The 20,061-nt window shown below is 64.3% G+C and carries 19 protein-coding genes; 8 read left to right on the top strand and 11 right to left on the bottom strand.

Annotated features, from left to right (window positions below):
• Positions 1-68 precede the first annotated feature (68 nt).
• The 6 genes from ABIB78_RS34715 to ABIB78_RS34690 form a co-directional block, all read right to left on the bottom strand.
• Positions 69-1,076, bottom strand: a complete 1,008-nt coding sequence (locus ABIB78_RS34715; protein ID WP_429033096.1) for an ABC transporter ATP-binding protein — start codon at positions 1,074-1,076, stop codon at positions 69-71.
• A gap of 16 nt (positions 1,077-1,092) precedes the next feature.
• Positions 1,093-1,923 carry a carbohydrate ABC transporter permease gene (locus tag ABIB78_RS34710; RefSeq protein ID WP_429033094.1) on the bottom strand — a complete coding sequence of 277 codons (831 nt, stop codon included), beginning with the start codon at positions 1,921-1,923 and terminating at the stop codon, positions 1,093-1,095.
• 4 nt (positions 1,924-1,927) lie between these two features.
• On the bottom strand, positions 1,928-2,800 hold the full coding sequence (locus ABIB78_RS34705) for a carbohydrate ABC transporter permease (protein WP_429033092.1): 873 nt from the start codon (positions 2,798-2,800) through the stop codon (positions 1,928-1,930).
• 137 nt (positions 2,801-2,937) lie between these two features.
• Positions 2,938-4,251 carry an ABC transporter substrate-binding protein gene (locus ABIB78_RS34700; protein ID WP_429033089.1) on the bottom strand — a complete coding sequence of 438 codons (1,314 nt, stop codon included), beginning with the start codon at positions 4,249-4,251 and terminating at the stop codon, positions 2,938-2,940.
• A gap of 157 nt (positions 4,252-4,408) precedes the next feature.
• Positions 4,409-5,362 (bottom strand): sugar-binding transcriptional regulator, encoded by a 954-nt coding sequence (locus ABIB78_RS34695; RefSeq protein ID WP_429033086.1) that lies wholly within the window; start codon positions 5,360-5,362, stop codon positions 4,409-4,411.
• Positions 5,363-5,371: 9 nt separating this feature from the next.
• A complete protein-coding gene (locus ABIB78_RS34690) occupies positions 5,372-6,037 on the bottom strand; it encodes an HAD family hydrolase (RefSeq protein ID WP_429033083.1) in 666 nt (221 codons plus the stop codon).
• A 114-nt stretch (positions 6,038-6,151) separates the two neighbouring features.
• On the opposite strand from ABIB78_RS34690, the gene ybaL reads away from it, so the two are divergent.
• Together ybaL and ABIB78_RS34680 are read left to right on the top strand one after the other, a co-directional pair.
• The gene (gene ybaL / locus ABIB78_RS34685; RefSeq protein ID WP_429033081.1) at positions 6,152-7,885 is read left to right on the top strand and encodes a YbaL family putative K(+) efflux transporter; all 1,734 of its coding nucleotides are present in this window, start codon (positions 6,152-6,154) and stop codon (positions 7,883-7,885) included.
• A gap of 66 nt (positions 7,886-7,951) precedes the next feature.
• A complete protein-coding gene (locus tag ABIB78_RS34680; RefSeq protein ID WP_429033078.1) occupies positions 7,952-8,185 on the top strand; it encodes a hypothetical protein in 234 nt (77 codons plus the stop codon).
• 5 nt (positions 8,186-8,190) lie between these two features.
• Here the strand turns inward: ABIB78_RS34680 and ABIB78_RS34675 are convergent, their stop codons facing one another.
• The 4 genes from ABIB78_RS34675 to ABIB78_RS34660 all read right to left on the bottom strand — a co-directional run bounded on the left by ABIB78_RS34675 (position 8,191) and on the right by ABIB78_RS34660 (position 11,392).
• Complete coding sequence (locus ABIB78_RS34675; RefSeq protein WP_429033075.1) at positions 8,191-8,415, bottom strand: hypothetical protein; 225 nt, start codon at positions 8,413-8,415, stop codon at positions 8,191-8,193.
• 47 nt (positions 8,416-8,462) lie between these two features.
• Positions 8,463-8,738, bottom strand: a complete 276-nt coding sequence (locus tag ABIB78_RS34670) for a chaperone modulator CbpM (RefSeq protein ID WP_429033072.1) — start codon at positions 8,736-8,738, stop codon at positions 8,463-8,465.
• Entirely contained in the window at positions 8,735-9,637 is a 903-nt protein-coding gene (locus ABIB78_RS34665) for a DnaJ C-terminal domain-containing protein (protein ID WP_429033071.1), read from the bottom strand. Before ABIB78_RS34665 ends, ABIB78_RS34670 begins: the two co-directional genes overlap by 4 nt.
• Before the next feature lie 393 nt (positions 9,638-10,030).
• Positions 10,031-11,392, bottom strand: a complete 1,362-nt coding sequence (locus tag ABIB78_RS34660) for a hypothetical protein (protein WP_429033069.1) — start codon at positions 11,390-11,392, stop codon at positions 10,031-10,033.
• Between the two features lie 666 nt (positions 11,393-12,058).
• On the opposite strand from ABIB78_RS34660, the gene clpB reads away from it, so the two are divergent.
• The 5 genes from clpB to ABIB78_RS34635 all read left to right on the top strand — a co-directional run bounded on the left by clpB (position 12,059) and on the right by ABIB78_RS34635 (position 17,307).
• Complete coding sequence (gene clpB / locus ABIB78_RS34655; RefSeq protein WP_429033066.1) at positions 12,059-14,671, top strand: ATP-dependent chaperone ClpB; 2,613 nt, start codon at positions 12,059-12,061, stop codon at positions 14,669-14,671.
• Positions 14,672-14,760: 89 nt separating this feature from the next.
• Positions 14,761-15,015 carry a DUF2171 domain-containing protein gene (locus ABIB78_RS34650; RefSeq protein WP_429033063.1) on the top strand — a complete coding sequence of 85 codons (255 nt, stop codon included), beginning with the start codon at positions 14,761-14,763 and terminating at the stop codon, positions 15,013-15,015.
• 146 nt (positions 15,016-15,161) lie between these two features.
• Entirely contained in the window at positions 15,162-16,223 is a 1,062-nt protein-coding gene (locus ABIB78_RS34645) for a Dyp-type peroxidase (RefSeq protein WP_429033060.1), read from the top strand.
• The gene (locus ABIB78_RS34640) at positions 16,216-17,031 is read left to right on the top strand and encodes a family 1 encapsulin nanocompartment shell protein (protein ID WP_429033057.1); all 816 of its coding nucleotides are present in this window, start codon (positions 16,216-16,218) and stop codon (positions 17,029-17,031) included. Before ABIB78_RS34645 ends, ABIB78_RS34640 begins: the two co-directional genes overlap by 8 nt.
• An 81-nt stretch (positions 17,032-17,112) precedes the next feature.
• Positions 17,113-17,307, top strand: coding sequence for a hypothetical protein (locus ABIB78_RS34635; RefSeq protein ID WP_429033055.1), 195 nt, complete (start codon positions 17,113-17,115; stop codon positions 17,305-17,307).
• Between the two features lie 114 nt (positions 17,308-17,421).
• On the opposite strand, the gene ABIB78_RS34630 is transcribed toward ABIB78_RS34635, so the two are convergent.
• A complete protein-coding gene (locus ABIB78_RS34630) occupies positions 17,422-18,708 on the bottom strand; it encodes an MFS transporter (RefSeq protein WP_429033052.1) in 1,287 nt (428 codons plus the stop codon).
• Between the two features lie 117 nt (positions 18,709-18,825).
• Here ABIB78_RS34630 and ABIB78_RS34625 point away from each other — a divergent pair, with 117 nt between their 5' ends.
• Complete coding sequence (locus ABIB78_RS34625; RefSeq protein ID WP_429033051.1) at positions 18,826-20,037, top strand: amidohydrolase family protein; 1,212 nt, start codon at positions 18,826-18,828, stop codon at positions 20,035-20,037.
• The last annotated feature ends 24 nt before the right edge of the window (positions 20,038-20,061 follow it).

The raw sequence follows: 20,061 nt of genomic DNA, 5'->3' as shown, positions 1-20,061 counted from the left end.
CGCGTGCTTGCTTCTTGTTTGCGCATGATCCGTTCGGAAAACCGCTTCACACTTTTCCGGATCGTGCTCTACGCGTGGATCGATTTTCCGCTGTCGTCGAAACGATGGATGCGCGCCGGTTCCGGGATCAGCGACACCCGATCGCCGGGATGTAGGTCCAGCTCGCCGACATAGCGTGCGGTCAGCATTCCCAGCGCCCCGGCGTCGACGTAGAGGAAGGTGTCACTGCCGAGATGCTCGGCGACCGCGACGGTGCCGTGCCAGCTGCCCTGCCCGTCGCGCTCGACCTTCAAATGCTCGGGCCGCACGCCGATGGTCGCAGCGCCCTGCTGTTTGGCGAGATCGCCGGTGACGAAATTCATCTTCGGCGAGCCGATGAAGCCGGCGACGAACAGGTTTGCCGGCTTCTCGTAGAGTTCGAGCGGCGAGCCATATTGCTCGATCTTGCCGCCGTTCAGCACCACGATCTTGTCGGCCATGGTCATGGCCTCGACCTGGTCGTGGGTGACGTAGATCGCCGTGGTGCCGAGCTGCTTCTGCAATCGCGTCACCTCGATCCGCATCTGCACGCGCAGCGCGGCGTCGAGATTGGACAGCGGCTCGTCGAACAGGAACGCCTTCGGCTCGCGCACGATGGCGCGCCCAATCGCAACGCGCTGGCGCTGGCCGCCGGAGAGCTCGCGCGGCTTGCGGTCGAGATACGGCGTGAGGTTGAGGGTCGTCGCAGCGGCCTCGACCTTGCGGTTGATCTCGTCCTTCGGCAGCCCGGCCATCTTCAGGCCGAACGCGATGTTGCCGCGCACGCTCATGTGCGGATAGAGCGCGTAGGACTGGAACACCATCGACAGCCCGCGCTTGGCCGGCGGCACGTCGACCACGTTGCGTCCGTCGATCAGGATGGCGCCGCCGCTGACGTCCTCGAGCCCCGCGATCAGCCGCAGCAGCGTGGTCTTGCCGCAGCCGGACGGACCGACGAAGACGACGAAGGAGCCGTCGGCGATGTCGAGGTCGGCGCCCTTGATGATGTGGACCGGCCCGAACGATTTTTGCACACCCTGCAACGTAATCTGACCCATGGCACAAGCCTTTCTGCTACTTGACCGCGCCGAAGGTCAGTCCGCGGACGAGCTGCCGCTGACTGAACCAGCCGAGCACGAGGATGGGCGCGATCGCGAGCGTCGACGCCGCCGACAATTTCGCCCAGAACAATCCTTCGGGGCTGGAATAGGAAGCGATGAACACGGTGAGCGGCGCGGCGTCGAGCGTCGACAGGTTGAGGGTCCAGAACGCCTCGTTCCACGCCAGGATCAGATTGAGCAGCAGGGTCGAGGCGAGCCCCGGCACCGCCATCGGCGTCAACACGTAGATCAGCTCGCGCCCGATCGTGGCGCCGTCCATCCGCGCCGCCTCGAGAATGTCCTTCGGGATCTCCTTGAAATAGGTGAACAGCATCCAGATCACGATCGGCAGGTTACCAAGGCACAGGATGAAGACCAGGCCGCTGCGGGTGTCGAGCAGGCCGAAGGTCCGGAAGATCAGATAGATCGGCACCAGCACGCCGACCGGCGGCATCATCTTGGTGGACAGCATCCAGAGCAGGACGTCCTTGGTCCGCTTGGTCGGCGAGAACGCCATCGACCATGCGGCAGGGATCGCGATCAGCATCGCGATCAGCGTCGACCCGCCGGCGATGATGATCGAGTTGAGCGCGTGGTGGATGTAGTCGCTGCGCTCCTGCACGGTGACGTAGTTCTCCGTCGTCCAGTGGAAGAACAGGAACGACGGCGGGATGGCGAAGGCCTCAAGCTCGGTCTTGAAGCTCGCCAGCACCATCCAGAGGATCGGAAAGAAGATCAGGAATCCGACCAGCCAGGCCGCGGCTGTCGAGATAACCTTGTTTCGTGTCGTGACCTTCCGCGCCATGACGTTACGCCTCCAGATTTCGGCCGACGATACGAACGAGGAAGAAGGCGACGATGTTGGCGAGCACCACTGCGACCAGGCCGCCCGCCGAGGCGCTGCCGACGTCATATTGGATCAGCGCCTGCGAATAGATCAGGAAGGCGATGTTGGTGGTCTGCAGACCGGGGCCGCCGCCGGTGGTGACGAAGATCTCCGCGAATACCGTGAGCAGGAAGATGGTCTCGATCAGGATCACCACCGTGATCGGACGTGCCAGATGCGGCAGCGTGATGTAGATGAAGGTCGAGATCGCGCTCGCCCCATCCATCTCGGCCGCCTCCTTCTGCTCCTCGTCGAGCGATTGCAGCGCGGTCAGCAGGATCAGGGTCGCGAACGGCAGCCACTGCCAGGAGATGATCAGGATCACCGAGAACAGCGGCGCATCGTTGAACCAGTCGATCGCCGGCAGCCCGAACAAATGCGCGATCCAGGCGAACAGGCCCGACACCGGATGCATCAGGAGGTTCTTCCAGACCAGCGCGCTCACCGTCGGCATCACGAAGAACGGCGCGATCACCATCAGCCGGACGATGGAGAGCCCGACCACCTGCTGGTCGAGCAGAAGCGCCAGCGGCACGCCGAGGACGATCGTGATCGCGAGCACCGAGCCGACCAGCACCAGGGTGTTCTGCAGCGAGGCAAGGAAGGCCGGATCGGTCAGGAAGTAGCGGAAGTTCTCCAGGCCCACGAACTGCTCGGAGCCGGGGTCGAGCAGATTGTAATGCAGGGTCGCGAAGTAGATCGTGAGCGCCAGCGGCACGATCATCCAGATGAACAGCAGCGCCACGGCGGGCGAGAGCAGTGTGCGTGCGAGCAGTTGGGTCTGCTGGGTCGCCATCCCCGCCTCCTTCTCTCGGAAAGGAGCGACCATCCCGCTGCGGGACAGGATGGTCGCGAGTGGCCCAGCTCGGGAGGTCTAAGCTGGTCGGGAGGCCAAGGCGTTTGGCACGCCTTGGCTATTGGGTCGCGCGTGGTTTATTTGATGTAGCCCGCGCGCTTCATTTCGCGCTCGGTCACGGATTGCGCGGCGGTGAGCGCGGCATCGACTGTTGTCGAGCCGGACAGCGCGGCCGAGAACTGCTGACCCACCTGGGTGCCGATGCCCTGGAATTCAGGGATCGCCGCGTATTGAACGCCGACATAGGGCACAGGCTTCACCGTCGGCTTGTTCGGATCGGCGGCGTCGATCGAGGCCAGCGTCAGCTTGGCAAAGGGAGCAACCTTCAGATAGTCGGGGTTCTTGTACAGCGAGGAGCGCGTGCCGGGCGGCACGTTGGCCCAGCCTTCCTTCGCGGCGACGAGCTTGGTGTAGTCCTTGCTGGTCGCCCAGGCGATGAACTTCTCGGCCGCCTCGACCTTCTTCGAGCCGGCAGGGACCGCGAGACTCCATGCCCACAGCCAGTTGGCATTCTTGCCGAGCCCGGTGTTCGGCGCCAGCGCAAAGCCGACCTTGTCGGCGACCGTGGATTCCTTCGGATTGCTCACGAACGATGCCGCCACCGTGGCATCGATCCACATCGCGCATTTGCCGGCATTGAACAGCGCGAGGTTCTCGTTGAAGCCGTTGGAGCTGGCGCCGGGAGGGCCGGCCTGCTTCATCACGTCGACATAGGTCGTGAGCGTCTTCTTCCATTCCGGCGAATTGAACTGCGGCTCCCACTTCTCGTCGAACCAGCGCGCGCCAAACGAATTCGCCATTGCGGTCAGGAACGCCATGTTCTCGCCCCAACCGGCCTTGCCGCGCAGGCAGATGCCGTAGACGCCGCCCGACTTGTCGGTCAGCTTCTTGGCGGCGTCGACCACGAAGTCCCAGGTCGGGCTTTCCGGCATCTTCAGGCCGGCCTTGTCGAACAGGTCGGTGCGGTACATCACCATCGAGCTCTCGCCGTAGAACGGCGCGGCGTAGAGCTTGCCGTCGACCGACACCGCGTCCTTGATCTTCGGCAGCAGGTCATTGACGTCGTAATCGGCGCCGAGCTTGTCGAGCGGCACCAGCCAGCTCTTCTTGGCCCAGATCGGCACCTCATAGGTGCCGATGGTGAGCACGTCGAACTGGCCGCCCTTGGTGGCGATGTCGGTGGTCACGCGCTGGCGCAGCACGTTCTCCTCGAGCGTCACCCATTTGACTGATATGTCGGGATTCTTCGCGGTGAATTCGCTGGTAAGCCCCTGCATGCGGATCATGTCGCCATTGTTGACGGTCGCCACCGTCAGCGTGGTCTGGGCGATCGAGGGGGCAGAGATCAAAACAGCAGCCGCGCCCGCAACGGCGCAAAGGACGTTTTTCAAGGTGACCTCCCTTATGTCACGTTGAGCATATGCCCACGTGTTGAGCGTATGTTCATCCTGTCGTTAAAGTTTGTCAAGCGCGCGGTGCGCCCCGTCCCACGCATTGCGGTTCCACCGCAGCCTGGAATGAAGGTTTTTGCGAAAGCGAAGAGAGCGACTAGCGATCCAGAACTGCGCGTGCGGTGGCCTCATCGGTGATGAGGCCGTTGATCACCCGGCCCGCCAGCGCGGCCTTGATCGACGGCACCTTGGCGACGCCGACAGCCGCCGCGATCGTGGTTGATTCCGCGGGGATCTGCGGCGGGATGCTGGTCAGGCGCTTGTTGGTGCCGCCTTTGATCAAACGGCCCTTGGCGTCATAGGCCCAGCCGGTCACCTCGCCGACCGCGCCGAGCCGTATCATCTCCAGGAGCTCCTCGCGGGTGACAAAGCCGTCGACATGGACCTGGGCCTTCTGATCCATCTGGCCGATGCCGATCAGCCGCAGATCGGCCTTGGCGGCGACCGCCCTCACCCGCGCGATCGGGTCGATGCGAACCATGCGGTTGCGCTCGTCCTCGCTCGACATCAGGAACGGCAGCGGCATCGGGTAATGGCGCGCACCGGTGCGGTCGGCGAGCCGCCCCACCGTGTCGTAGAAACTCGCCGAGCCGTCGGCGGAGATGTTGCCGACCAGCGAGACGATCTGGTGATCGGGCCGCTCGATCGGCGAGACCCGCTCGACTGCGGCGCGCACCGCGCGGCCGGTGCCGAGCGCTACGATGACGGGGGTTTCCGAGCGCAGCGTCATCTCCAGCAGATTGGCGCTGCGCTCGGCGATCCCTGCATTCGACAGCGGCGCCGCCGGATCTGATGGCACGACGTCGCAATGCACCAGATCGAACCGCGCCTTCAGCCGCGATGCCAGCTCCATGCAGGCCGCAATGGGGTGTTCGAGACGAAACGTGATCAGCCGCTCCGCAAGACACAGCGACACCAGGCGCTGCGCCGAGGCGCGCGACACCTGCAGCATTTTTGCAATTTCGTCCTGGGTATGGCCCGCGATGAAATAGAGCCAGCCGGCGCGCGCCGCATCGTCGAGGCGAGACTTTTCGTTGTCGGGCGCAGCCATCGTCTTGCGTCAGCCTTCCATCCAGAAATCCGTCATCGAGGCGAAGATTCGATCCGCCCCGGCCTGCCGCAGCAGAGCACTGCCATCTGCCAACCGATAGTGGGCGCCGCCGACAAATCCCCACACTTTCATGCCGGCGGCCTTCGCGGCCGTCACCCCGCTGACGCTATCCTCGATCACAAGCGTGCGGCGCGGTTCGGCCCCCATCGCGCTTGCCGCATGTAAAAACAGATCCGGCGCCGGCTTGCCGTGCTTGACCATCTGCGAGGTGTAGAGCCGCTGCCCGAAGCTGGTCGCAAGACCCGTCAGCTCCAGCGAGAACTTCACTCGCTCAAGATCGCTCGACGAAGCGACACAATATGGCAGGCGCAATTCCGCGAGCACGGCAGCAATGCCCGCAATCGGCTTGAGCTGCGAGCGGAAGGTCTCGCGCACCTGGTGCGCCAATTCAGGCAGAAAAGTCGCGGACAACGGCTTTCCCACGCCCCGGCAGTACTCGACCAAAGCCGTGGTGCTGCGCCCGAGGAAAAGTTCGAGCGCCTGCTCGGTGCTCATCTCGATGCCGGCCTGAATCATCGCCTCGGCGAGACAGCGGCAGCTCAACTCCTCGCTGTCGACGAGAACACCGTCGCAGTCGAAGATGACCAGATCGGTCTTGGGAAGCCGCGGATCCATCCCGGCATGAGATCATATGCTCAGGCCATGAGCAATAGATCAGAGTTCCGCCGTGTGACACCCCGCCTCAATTGGTCGCGGTGCATCGCCAATGATGCCGTGCGACAACGCGAAATGCCGCATGACACACCTCTGATCGCGACCATCGTCGCGGGCCTCGGACTCGCTTTCGTTTTCGGAACCATCGCCCAGCGCTTTCGGGTTCCGCCGCTGGTCGGTTATCTGCTCGCAGGCGTTGCCGTAGGTCCCTTCACGCCCGGCTTCGTCGCCGATCAGGCGCTGGCCACCGAGCTCGCTGAGCTCGGTATCATTCTCCTGATGTTCGGCGTCGGCCTGCATTTCTCGCTGAACGATCTGCTGTCGGTGCGAGCGATTGCGGTGCCCGGTGCAATTGCGCAGATTGCGGTCGCGACGCTGATGGGCCTCGGCCTCGCGCTATTGATGGGCTGGACCGTCGGCGCGGGCCTGGTGTTCGGCCTTGCCCTATCCGTTGCGAGTACCGTCGTGCTGTTGCGCGCGCTGCAGGAGCGCCGGCTGATGGATACCGAACGCGGCAAGATCGCGGTCGGCTGGCTGATCGTCGAAGATCTCGCGATGGTGCTCGCACTGGTGCTGTTTCCGGCGGTGGCGAGTTTCCAGGGCGGCGATGGCGCAGCCCTCACCGCCGACCCGCTCGCCGCCCGTTTCGGCCTCGGGCTGACCGGCGTGCTGGTGCTGACGCTGATCAAGATCGCCGTATTCATCGCGCTGATGCTGGTGGTCGGACGCCGGCTGATCCCATGGGCTCTGCACTACATCGCGCATACCGGATCGCGCGAGCTGTTCCGGCTCGCCGTGCTCGCGATCGCGCTCTGCATCGCGTTCGGCGCGACCAAGCTGTTCGGGGTTTCGCTGGCGCTCGGCGCCTTCTTCGCCGGGATGATGCTGCGGGAATCGCCGCTCAGCCAGCGCGCCGCCCAGGAAACCCTGCCGCTGCGCGACGCATTCGCGGTGCTGTTCTTCGTCTCGGTCGGCATGCTGTTCGACCCGCTCAGCATAGTTCGTGAGCCCTGGCCTTTCGTCGCGACGCTGTTCGTCATCGTGGTCGGCAAGTCGCTTGCTGCGCTTCTGATCGTCGTGCTGTTCCGTCATCCGATGGCGACCGCCCTGATGATCTCGGCGAGCCTTGCCCAGATCGGCGAATTCTCCTTCATCCTGGCGGAGCTCGGCGTTGCGCTCGATCTGCTGCCGAAGGCCGGCCGCGACCTGATCCTGGCCGGCGCGATCTTCTCGATCATGCTCAACCCGCTGGTGTTCGCGGTCGTCGACTGGCTGACATCGCGACTCGAGAAGCCGCAGGCCTCCTCGCCAACTGCAACAACCGCCGAGCCGATCCCGGTCACCGAATTGCAGGATCACACCATCCTGGTCGGCTACGGCCGGGTCGGCAGCATCGTGGGCGATGCTCTGCATCAGCGCAACGCACCGTTTCTCGCGGTCGAGGCGTCGGACGACATGGTCGCCAAACTCAAGCAGTGCGGCATCGAGGCCCTGATGGGCAACGCCGCGCGCGCCAGCGTGCTGCGCGCGACCAACCCGGCCGGCGCGCGATCGCTGGTCATCGCGATTCCCGAAGCGTTCGAGGCCGGGCAAATCGTCGAGCAGGCGCGCGCCGCCAATGCCGATATCCAGATCATCGCGCGCGCGCATTCGGACGCGGAGGTCGATCATCTGAAAGGCCTGGGGGCCGACATCGTGATCATGGGCGAGCGCGAGATCGCCCGCGGCATGATCGAGGAGCTTGACCGGGGGCGGCCAGCAGCTGCCATGCAACATGCGCAGGCTGCCACGGAAGATTCAGCAGCCTAGGGTAACGTCGCCCACGGGCCAGACGCGGTGAGCCCGCGCCCGCGCGGGATGAATGGAGATGATGAGATGGCGTTCAAGAGCCCGCACGTTTCGCTGGTGTCGTTCTCGATCGAGATCGGCGCTGAGGCCACGACCAATGTAATGCAGATCGAGACCGATCTGCATCTGAACACCCGTCATCCGAGCTATGACGCCGCGGCAATCGAGCGGCTGGTGCGCGATGCGCAGTCCTATCTCGCCGGCAATGCCGACCAGATCACGCAAATCCGGCTGGTCTCCAACCGCAGCGGCCAGACCTGACGAAATCAGCCGCCGAGGAATGCGGGCGCCAGATCTTCCTGCACGATGATGTTGGCGGCTTCCGTCGTCAGCTCGCTGCCGACAAGGTCCAGGTTTTTCGCAGCCTCGAACAGCATCGCGCGGACGTCGTCCGGCGTCAGCACGCCCTTTGCGATCAGCTTGCGCACCAGCGCCTGCAGGATGAGAACGTCGATCTCGCCATGGGCCAGCGGCGTCGGCTTGTCCATCATGATCGTCTCCCAGGCTGAGTGCGTCGTTCGGCGCGTGAGCAAGGCTGCTAGCGCGATGGTGACGCAATATCCTTGTGCAATTGCTCGAACGCGCGGCGCAAGCCGTGAAGCTGATCGACCAGATGGAGGATGACATCGATGCCCTCGTCGTTGACGCCGAAGTCAGCCTTCAGGTCCCGGATCAGATGCGCGCGCGCCACGTCGGTGTCGGAGAAACTGACCTCGTGAGCGGTCTCGTCCGGAACGAGCCATTGCTGCTCGATCCAGAACTCCAGGGTCTGCACCTCTAGACCCGCATCGATGAGGAACTGCTGCTTGTTCATGATGCACCATCCTCACGCGGATTGAATGCCTTGCGATCCCAGTTCGACACAAACGCCTCGAGCGCGGGATCGGATCCCTTGGGCAGGACCACCTTGAGCTTGACGAACTCATCGCCGTGACCGCCGCCGACGCTGGGCGCGCCCTTGCCGCGCAACCGCATCGTCGTGCCGGTGTTCGAGCCCTTCGGAACCGTCATGGTCACGGCGCCCGTCGGCGTCGGAACGCGGACCTTTCCGCCGAGTACCGCCTCGGATAGCGAGATCGGCAGTTCCAGCGTGATGTCGTCGCCCTCACGGGTGAAGCGCGGATCGGGGCGAACCTCGACCTCGATCAGCGCATCGCCAGGACCACCTTTGCCGCTGCCGGGCATGCCCTTGCCGCGCAGGCGAATGATCTGGCCGTCGACGAGGCCCGGCGGGATCGTCACGTCGAGCGTGCCGCCGTCGGGAAGCGTCAGGCGCTTGCTCGCACCGGTGATCGATTCCGCGAAGTCGATGGCAAGGCTGTAGTGTAGGTCGCGGCCGCGCCGGTTCGCACGCGCCTGCTCGCTGCGCCGGAGCAGCTCGGCGAACGCGTCGTCCTGGTCCATATAGTCGGCATAGCCCGAACTGTCGGCATAGGGATGCCCCTCGTCGGCGGTGGCGAAATCTCGATAATAACGATGCTGCGGCCGCTCGGCACCGCTCGCGTCGATCTCGCCGGCATCGAAGCGCTTGCGCTTCTCGGCATCAGAGAGCAGATCGTTCGCAGCAGCGACTTCCTTGAATTTTTCTTCGGCCGCCTTGTCACCTGGATTGAGATCCGGATGCAGCTTCTTTGCCAGCTTTCGATATGCCTTCTGGATATCGACTGAGGACGCCGTCGGGGTAACGCCAAGAACCTCGTACGGATTTCTCACAACCTGCTCCGCAACACCGTGAGTGCACCTGCAATCATGAGGACGCAAAAGCAGACGATTTGCAAGTGCGCAGACGCGCTGCCCAGGAACGGGCGACGCAGCATGTGTTCACGTCATCGTCGCTTATGAGGTATGTCCGGGGTCGAGATAGTTCGGCATGTTCTTTTTCTGCTGCGGCGTCATCTTGGCGGTATCCGGTTTGCCCGGCACGCCCCTCGGACCGAGCAGAGCTCGCTGCATGTCGTCCTCGCTCAGGCGGGGCTTTCCATCGTCAAGCTGTCCGTCGCCACCGTGACTCTGTGCCAATAACTGACCTCCAGTGATGATCGCTTGCGCATGGGCGAAAGAGATAGCGCGCTCCGCCGGAATGAGCCGGCGGAGCGCGATCTTACCTCAGTGTTGCTCCTGGCGCTTCTCCTCCGCAGGATGACCTGCCGCAGGCGCACCATGCGGCGGCGTCTGAACGTGCGGCGCCTGAGCGTGCGGCGCCGCCTGGACGTGCGGCTCCGGCCGCGCCGCCGGCTGCGGATGCGCCTCAGGGCGCGCCATCGTCTCCGGGTGCGCTTCCGGCCTTGCCGCAGGCTCCGGCCGCGGTTCGGGCCTTGCTGCCTGCTCCGGCCGTGCGACGGGCTTTGCGGCCGGCTCGGCGGGCCGCGGCTCGACCTTCGGCTCGGCGGCAGGCGCTGCGCGCTTCTGCTCGGCCGCGGGCTTGTTCTCCTGAGCGGGTGGATGCGCCGCAATCCCCTTCTCGGGGACCGGAAGCGCATGCGATCCGGCAGGCGCCGGTGCAGCGGGTCGCGGCTCGACCTTCGTCTCGGGAGCTGGAGCTGCGCGCTTCTGCTCGGCCGCGGGCTTGTTCTCCTGAGCGGATGGATGCATCGCCGGACCCTCCTTCCCCGGGACAGGCAGTGCATGGGAGTCAGCCGGCGCCGGTGCAGTTGCAGCCCCCGGACGCGCTGGCTCCCCGGCCGCCGGCCGCGCGGCGGTGGCAGGCAGCGCCTCGCCCGCCGGCCGCGCGCGAACCACGCCCGGTCCCTTCAGTTCGCCGGGACGCGCCGTTGCGGCGACGGTGGGTACGCCGTTGTTGGTCCGCTTGAACAGGCTCGGATCCTGGCTTGCAGTCTCGACCTGCTTGCGTTGCAACGGCGTCGCCGCGAAATGCTGCTCCTTCGCGACCGTACGTTCGGCGGGAGTCGGCCGCACCTCGATGCCGCCGCGGCCGCCATTGTAGCTGACGTTGTTGACGGTGGTCTGATTGATCGTGACGTTCTTCTCGTAGACGTTGGTGATCCGCGCGCCCTGCAGATTGTTCACAGTGCGATTGTAGAAGAAATTGCCGTGATCCCAGTGGCCGCCTTCATAGCCGGATCCGCCATAGCCGAAACCGTAATTGATACCGCCGTAGAAGCCGACGCGATCACCCCAATAGCCCTGGTGGAAAATGAAGCCGCCGCCGAATGCGCCCCAGTAACCGGGAGTCCACAGCAGCCCGACCCGCGGCGGCTGCACCCAGGTGCCCGGCACCCAATAGTAATCGCCGCGATCCTCATCCCACGACCAATTGCCCGGCGACCACATGTAGCCGGGCCCTGGCACCGGCGGCTGATCGTAGGTCGGCAGCGGCGGCGGCGCGGTCTCGACGGCAGAGACCGGCGCGCATGCCGCATCCTGCGCGATTGCTGACACGGCAGTCGCATAGAACGATGCCGTGACAATTGCTGCACACGACACGGTCGATAGGAGACGAGTTGTCATTGGGAGCCTCTTCGATAAGCACGTTCAACATGAGAACCGGAACAAAAGTTCCGCGTATCGGCAACGCACCGACACACTTCATCGCTAGCGCCTTGACCTTACACCAGCCTGAAACGCATCGACGCAACCGGAAACGCACTCACCCAGCTATTCATCGACGGTTCAGGGCCGCAGTGATGCGGCGCTGCGCGATTCAGTGGAACAACGCGCGACGCTCGCCTGCATCATCGGGTGAGCTACGCAGCGTGCGAGATCACCGTTTCCGAAAGTGCGAATATGACTTTGGCTTTCGTCCGATCGTAACGATCCGTGCTCATCGCGACGCTCGCTTCGCAAAGCACCGCGATCGGCCGGGCCGCTATCGGCGTGAGGCGTGCGAGCGCCCGGCTTGCGCGTGTCCGTAGCAGAGCCATCCGATGAGTGCCAGAGACGAACATCAGCCGTCGCAAGAGCTCAAATGCAGCATGCCAACGGGCGCGCTCCACGATTGACACTCCTCTGAAAGGACCACACGATGCGAGGTGCGGCAGCGTCAGGCCTGCGGTTTCCGTCGGCGCAATTGCACTGGGCTGCCGCATGATGGGTGTCATCGTTCCGCCATCTGTCGCCGGCGGCAATGCGTGGCATACTGGATCTGGACGCCCTGTGTTGCCTTGAGGTGCCACGATGAACATAGAAAAATATACTGATCGCGTTCGCGGCTTCATTCAGTCGGCACAATCGCTCGCGATGCGCGAGGGACATCAACAGTTCTCGACACTCCACATATTGAAGGTGCTGCTCGATGACCCCGAAGGCCTCGCGGCCGGTCTGATCGACCGGGCCGGCGGCAACTCGCGCGCGATCCTCAAGGCGACCGAAGACGCGCTGGCGAAGGTGCCGAAGGTCAGCGGTGCCGGCTCCGGACAAATCTATCTGGCGCCCGAGACCGCACGCGCCTTCGCCGCGGCGGAGCAGGCTGCCGACAAGGCCGGCGACAGCTTTGTCTCGGTCGAACGCCTGCTGCAGGCCCTCGCGGCCGACAAGGACGGCGAGGCCGGCAAGCTGCTGGCCAAGGGCGGCGTCAATCCGCAGAACCTGAATGCGGCGATCAACGCACTGCGCAAGGGCCGCACCGCGGACAGCGCGTCCGCCGAGAATGCCTATGACGCGCTGAAGAAGTACGCCCGCGACCTCACCCAGGCCGCGCGCGACGGTAAGCTCGACCCGGTGATCGGCCGCGACGAGGAGATCCGACGCACGATTCAAGTTCTGTCGCGGCGGACAAAGAACAATCCCGTCCTGATCGGCGAGCCCGGCGTCGGCAAGACTGCGATCGTCGAGGGCCTCGCGCTGCGCATCGTCAATGGCGACGTGCCGGAGAGCCTGCAGGACAAGGCGCTGCTTGCGCTCGATCTCGGCGCGCTGATCGCGGGTGCAAAGTATCGCGGCGAGTTCGAGGAACGGCTCAAGGCAGTGCTGCAGGAGGTAACGTCCGCCGAAGGCGGCATCATCCTGTTCATCGACGAGATGCACACGCTGATCGGCGCCGGCAAGGGCGACGGCGCGATGGACGCGTCGAACCTGCTGAAGCCTGCGCTCGCCCGGGGCGAGCTGCATTGCATCGGCGCCACCACGCTCGACGAATACCGCAAGCATGTCGAGAAAGATGCGGCGCTGGCCCGGCGTTTCCAGCCGGTGTTCGTCTCCGAGCCGACGGTCGAGGACACCATCTCGATCCTGCGCGGCCTGAAGGACAAATACGAGCAGCATCACGGCGTACGCATCGCGGATTCAGCGCTGGTCGCCGCCGCCACGCTGTCGAACCGCTACATCACCGACCGTTTCCTGCCCGACAAGGCCATCGACCTGATGGACGAGGCGGCGGCTCGGCTGAAGATGCAGGTCGATTCCAAGCCGGAGGAGCTCGACTCGCTCGACCGCGAGGTCATCCGCCTCAAGATCGAGCAGGAGGCGCTCAGGAAGGAGACCGATCTCGGCTCCAAGAGCCGCCTGCAGACGCTCGAGAAGGATCTTGCAGATCTGGAAAAGAAGTCAGCCGACATGACCTCGAAATGGCGGTCGGAAAAGAGCAAGCTCTCCGATGCTCAAAAAATGAAGGGCGAGCTCGAGCAGTTGCGCACCGAGCTTGCCAATGCGCAGCGCAGGGGTGAATTCCAGAAGGCAGGCGAGCTCGCCTATGGCCGCATTCCGGAACTCGAGAAGAAGCTCGCTGCGGTCGAGGCCAGCGAGACCTCGTCCGCCAGCGAGACGGTAACCGCCGACAATATCGCGCAGGTGGTGTCGCGCTGGACCGGCGTCCCGGTCGACAAGATGCTGGAAGGCGAGAAGGACAAGCTGCTGCGCATGGAGGAGATGCTCGGCAAGCGCGTCGTCGGCCAGGCAGAAGCGGTCCGCGCGGTGTCGACCGCGGTTCGGCGCGCTCGCGCCGGCCTGCAAGACCCGAACCGGCCGATCGGCTCCTTCATGTTCTTGGGCCCTACCGGCGTCGGCAAGACCGAATTGGCAAAGGCGCTCGCCGAATATCTGTTCGACGACGAGACCGCGATGATCCGCCTCGACATGTCCGAATACATGGAGAAGCACTCGGTCTCGCGGCTGATCGGCGCGCCGCCCGGCTATGTCGGTTATGACGAGGGCGGCGCGCTGACGGAAGCGGTGCGGCGGCGGCCCTACCAGGTCGTGCTGTTCGACGAGATCGAGAAGGCGCACCCCGACGTCTTCAACGTGCTGCTGCAGGTGCTCGACGACGGACGTCTCACCGACGGCCAGGGCCGCACCGTCGATTTCCGCAACACGCTGATCATCATGACCTCGAACATCGGCGCGGAATATCTCGTCAACCAGCCGGAGGGCCAGAGCACGGGCGCGGTGCGCGAGCAGGTGATGAACATGGTGCGGGCGCACTTCCGCCCGGAGTTCCTCAACCGGATCGACGAGATCATCCTGTTCCACCGGTTGCAGAAGAGCGATATGGGCCGCATCGTCGAGATCCAGTTTTCGCGCCTGCGCAAGCTGCTCGAGGATCGCAAGATCGAGCTGGAGCTCGACCCGAAGGCGCGCGACTGGCTGGCGGAGAAAGGCTGGGATCCAGCCTATGGCGCCCGCCCGTTGAAGCGGGTGATCCAGCGCAGCGTGCAGGATCCGCTCGCGGAGATGATTCTGGCCGGCGACGTGCGCGACGGCTCGCAGGTGAAGCTCTCCGCCACCAAGGCCGGCCTCACCTTCAACGGCAAGAAACCGGAGAACGCCGCGGCGGACGAATTCGAACCGGTGTGAGACAAGCCCGGATTGCCGACGGCGCACTGTCATCGCCGCGTCGTCTGGCCGCATCATATGCAAGCTGACCTTCAACCAGGGAGAGCGCCATGACGCAGCAGAACATCAGGGACAACATGGAAGTCATCGGCGCCGATGGCGTCCATATCGGCACCGTCGATCGCATCGAAGGAAACCGCATCAAGCTCAAGAAAAGTGAGAGCGACGGCTTCCACAAAGGCAATCACCACTTTATCGAGCTCGGCTTCGTTGCGGGTGTCGAAGGCTCCAAGGTGCGGCTCTCGGCCAATGCCGCCATTGCGGTGACCCTGGAGGAGGAGAAGTCCGGAAAGCCCGTCGATTGACACAGATACCTCTGCACGAGCGTGAGCCATTCGAGCCCTTGTAAAGGTTCCGGTGACATGCTCCTGTGCCCTGCCTGGACGTTGATCCGGCGTCCAGCACCTGCCTTCTTGTCCTCGTGGAAGTGCCGCTTAGTAAGGAGAGATGCGTGCCATCAGCTGTTCCGCAACCGGTCGCTGCGAAGCTGACGCGCGCGGCCATCTTCCTTGCGGTCATGATCAAGCCCAATCCGGAATATGATGCGGTGGTGCGTTCACTCTGCGCCGACCTGGCTGCGCTGGTGCGCGCCGTGGGCTTCCGCGATCTCGAAGGCCGGCTGTCCTGCGTCATGGGCATCGGCTCCGACGCATGGGACCGGCTGTTCGGCGCGCCGAAGCCGCAAGGCCTGCATCCGTTCCGCGAAATCCACGGCGTCCACCACGCGGTCGCGACGCCGGGCGATCTGCTGTTTCACATCCGCGCGGTGCCGATGGACCTGTGCTTCGAGTTCGCGACACAGATCATGACGCGCCTCGGCGATGCCGTCGCCTCGTCCGACGAGGTGCACGGCTTCAAATATTTCGACGAGCGCGACCTGCTCGGCTTTGTCGACGGCACGGAGAACCCGGAGGACCAGGCGGCAACCGACGCCACCATCATCGGCGACGAGGACGCAGCCTTCGCCGGCGGTAGCTATGTGATCGTACAGAAATACCTGCACGACCTGAAGAGGTGGAACGAGCTACCGGTCGAGATGCAGGAAAAGATCATCGGCCGGACCAAGCTGTCCGATATCGAGCTCGACGATGCGGTGAAGCCGAGCTACGCGCACAACGCCCTGACGACGATCGTGGAGAACGGCGAGGAGCTCGATATCGTCCGCGACAACATGCCGTTCGGCAACATCAGCAAAGGTGAGTTCGGCACCTATTTCATCGGCTATGCCAAGTCCCCGTACCGGATCGAGCAGATGCTGGAGAACATGTTCGTCGGCAAGCCGCCGGGCAACTACGATCGCCTGCTCGACTTCAGCCGCGCCGTGACCGGCATGCTGTTCTTCATCCCGTCGGCGACCTTCCTGGAGGCGGTCGCGAGCGAGGCGCCTGCAGCCTCACCTGCTGAACCGTCTCTGGATGACGCAGCGGCTGACGACACACCCGCACCGAGAATGCCGCCATCCGATAGCTCGCTCGGTATCGGTTCACTGAAAGGAGAGGCTGGACATGAATAATCTTCATCGGGGACTCGCCCCTATTTCGGACGCGGCATGGGCCCAGATCGAAGAGGAAGCCTCGCGCACGTTGAAGCGCCATCTGGCGGCGCGCCGTGTCGTCGACGTCGATGGCCCGAAGGGAACGGACTTCTCCGCCGTCGGCACCGGCCATCTCAAGAAAATTGCGACGCCCGGCGACGGGGTCGAAGCGACGCAACGCGATGTCCGCGCTCTGGTCGAGCTGCGCGTGCCGTTCGAGCTTTCGCGCCAGGCGATCGACGATGTCGAACGCGGCTCGAATGATTCCGACTGGGATCCGCTGAAGGACGCCGCGCGCAAGATCGCCTTCGCGGAGGATCGTGCGGTGTTCGATGGCTACACCGCCGCCGGCATTCAGGGCATCCGTCAGGGCACCAGCAACCCGGTGCTGACGCTGCCGTCGAGCGTCAAGAATTACCCCGCGGTAGTCGCACAGGCGGTCAGCCAGTTGCGGCTCGCCGGCGTCAACGGTCCCTATACGCTCCTGCTCGGCACCGAACCCTATACCGCGATCGGCGGCGCGACCGATGACGGCTACCCTGTGCTGCAGCACATCCAGCGGCTGGTCGACGGCAAGATCATCTGGGCGCCCGCGATCGAGGGTGGCGTTCTGCTCACCACCCGGGGCGGCGATTTCCAGCTCTCGATCGGCCAGGACCTATCGATCGGCTATCTCAGTCACTCGGTGACATCGGTCCAGCTGTATTTCCAGGAGACCATCACCTTCCTGATGCTGACGAGCGAAGCGTCGGTGGTGCTTGCGCCGGAGGCGAAGAAACCGGCCTAGCCTTATCGGCGTTCACTCTTCCAGAAAGTCTCCGGCCTTGCCGGGACTTCCGCTAAACGTGCAACGGAGAGGAGGCGCGCAATGCAGGACTACGATCTCTACATCAACGCGAAGAAGGCGTCGGTCGGCCTTTATGTGCGCAAGGGCGCCGGCCTTCCCGACCTTGCCGACGCCAAGGACTGGGTGTTCGACGGCACCTCGGCGCAGGCCAATCTGCCGCCGCAGCTCGTGAAGGAGATCGAGGCCAACGGTCACGCCTTTCGCGACATGGATTGAGTGCGGGCCGGCGCCTGGAGCCTTTTCCGTTCCGATTGAATCGGAACGGGGCTCTAGAATTTTGTTTTGACGCGTTTCTTCACGCGAACCCGTATCACTTCGCTCGAGAACGCTCTACTTCTCGCCGACCTTCACCGGCGCGGTCTCGGGCATCAGGCTCATCGCCACGATGCCGACCGCGGCCGCGAGCAGCAGGTACCAGGACGGAGCCAGCGGATCTCCCGACACGTGGAGCAGCCACGTGACCACGAGTTGCGCGGTGCCGCCGAACGTCGCGATTGCGACCGCGTAGATCGTGGCAAACACGCCGCCGCGAATGGTCTGCGGCAGCGCTTCGGTGAAGGCGGCATAGAATGCCGTGAACGGCAGCGATCCAATGAACGACAGGATGCCGAAGCCGAACAACAGCGACCATGCGCCGGGGTCATCGACGATCCACAGGAAGGCCGGATAGGTCAGCACGAGCACGACGAGCTGCGGCCAGATCATGATCGGCTTGCGGCCGAGGCGGTCGGCGAGCCAGCCGCCCAGCACCGCGCCGATGATCTGCAGTCCGTTGCCGACCAGCGATACGGTGAATGCGAGAGACGACGATACATGCAGCGTGTTCTTGGCGTAGGTCGTCATGTATTGCGTCACGTAGGTCGAGATCGTGCCGCTGGCCAGGATCATCAGCGCCAGCACGATCACGCGGAGATGGCGGCGCGCCAGCGCGACATGGCTGGAGCGTTCGACCTGCCCAGCAACGTGCTCGCCATGCGAGACCGTTTCCGGTAGCGTGCGGCGCATCCATATGCCGAACGGCAGGCAGACGGCCCCGAGCAGGAACGCGACGCGCCATCCGTAAGCCTGCAGCATGTCGGGCGCCATCGTGCTGCTCAGGATGACACCGACAAGGGCGCCGACCGTCGCCGCAATCTCCTGGCTGGCCGGCTGCCATGCCACCACCAGCGCGCGATTCCTGGGCGCAGCGATCTCGATCAGATAGGCTGTCGTCGGCCCGACCTCGCCGCCGAGCGCGAATCCCTGCACCATCCGCGCCAGGATCACGATGATCGGAGCCACAATGCCGATGGCGGCATAGGATGGCGTCAGCGCGATGGTCAGGATCGCGCCCCCCATCAGCGCGAAACTCAGCAGCATCGCCGGCCGCCGGCCGACGCGGTCGGAGAAGATGCCAAGCACGATGCCGCCGATCGGCCGCGTCAGAAAACCGGCACCGAAGGTCGCGAGCGACAGCATCAGGCTGCCGTATTCGCTATGCGCGGGAAAGAAAGTGCGCCCGATCTCGGTCGCAAAGAAGCTGTAGGTGATGAAGTCGTAGAACTCCAGCATGTTGCCGATGGTCGCGGCAAAGGCTGCGCGCCTGACATCGAATTCCCTGCTCGCAATCTTCGGCAATGCTCACGGTTCCTTGTCTAGCTGTGCCTGGGGAGTATTATTCGTCGGACTGTGTTAGGCAAGGCATGGCACATAGCGCGATCTGCATGTGACACAAACGACAAGAAGGACAGATTGATGCCGGCCGACAAGCTCTTCGTCAATGCCGGGTTCGGCGACGGCAAAAGCCGCGATATGCTGGTTCGCGGCGGCCGCATCATTGCGATCGAAGCGACGGGCGAGCGCCCGGCCGGGGTCGAGATCGTCGATCTCGGCAACGCGCTTGTCGTGCCCGGCTTCGTCGAAGGCCACATCCATCTCGACACCAGCTTCTACGGCGACACCTGGCGACCGCACCGTCCCTGCACCAACGGATTCGACGTCCACGAGCGGGTTGCGTTTCAGGCCGAGAACCTCGCTGCCGCCGCTCCGATGGACGTGCGGGCGCGGAACCAGCTCGACCTCTGCATCGGGCATGGCACGACGCAGATGCGGAGCCACGTCATGGTCGACGGCTCGGTGGGATTGCAGTCGCTCGAGACCATCCTCAAGGTGCGGGACGAATACCGGCACCTGATCGATATCCAGCTCGTGGCGTTTCCGCAGAGCGGGATCCTCAGCAGCCCCGGCACGCCGCAATTGCTCGACGAAGCCATCAAGCTCGGCGCCAATGCCGTCGGCGGGCTCGATCCCGCAAGTTTCGATCGGGATGTCGAAGGGCATCTCAACGTTGTCTTCGGCGTTGCACAGAAGCACGGCGTCGATGTCGACATCCATCTCCATGATGGCGGCATGCTCGGCGCCTTCGAGGTCGAGCAGATCGCGGCGCGGACACGCGCGCTCGGCATGGAGGGTCGCGTCACGGTCAGCCACGCCTACGGGCTCGGCGACATTCCCGCCGACGCGCTGAGGAAGACCGTCGATATTCTGGCGCGCTCGGGCGTGGCGATCATGACGAATGCGCCGGGCAGCCGGCCGTTCCCGCCCGTTGCCGCGCTCAGGAACGCCGGCGTCACCGTGTTCAGCGGCAACGACAACATCCGCGACTCCTGGTGGCCTTATGGCGATGGCGACATGCTGGGCCGCGCGATGATGATCGGATATCGCTCGGGCTTCTACACCGATGACGAGCTCGCGATCGCATTCGACATGGTCACCGCGGCCGGCGCCAAGGCGCTGCGGCTTGAGGACTACGGCCTGCAAGTTGGCGCGAAGGCGGATTTCGTGACCTTGAACGCCGTGCATATCCAGGAGGCGGTGGTCGCACGGCCCTCCGGGCGTTCCGTCTATAAGGGCGGCGTCCTCGTGGCGCGCGACAATCGCGTCATCAAGCAAGCCGGCGGGTTCTGAACTGGACGCCGCGCCCAATCGGCA

Source organism: Bradyrhizobium sp. I1.14.4 (assembly GCF_050435825.1).
GTDB lineage: Bacteria > Pseudomonadota > Alphaproteobacteria > Rhizobiales > Xanthobacteraceae > Bradyrhizobium.
This window is presented reverse-complemented; position numbering and strand designations above follow the sequence as displayed.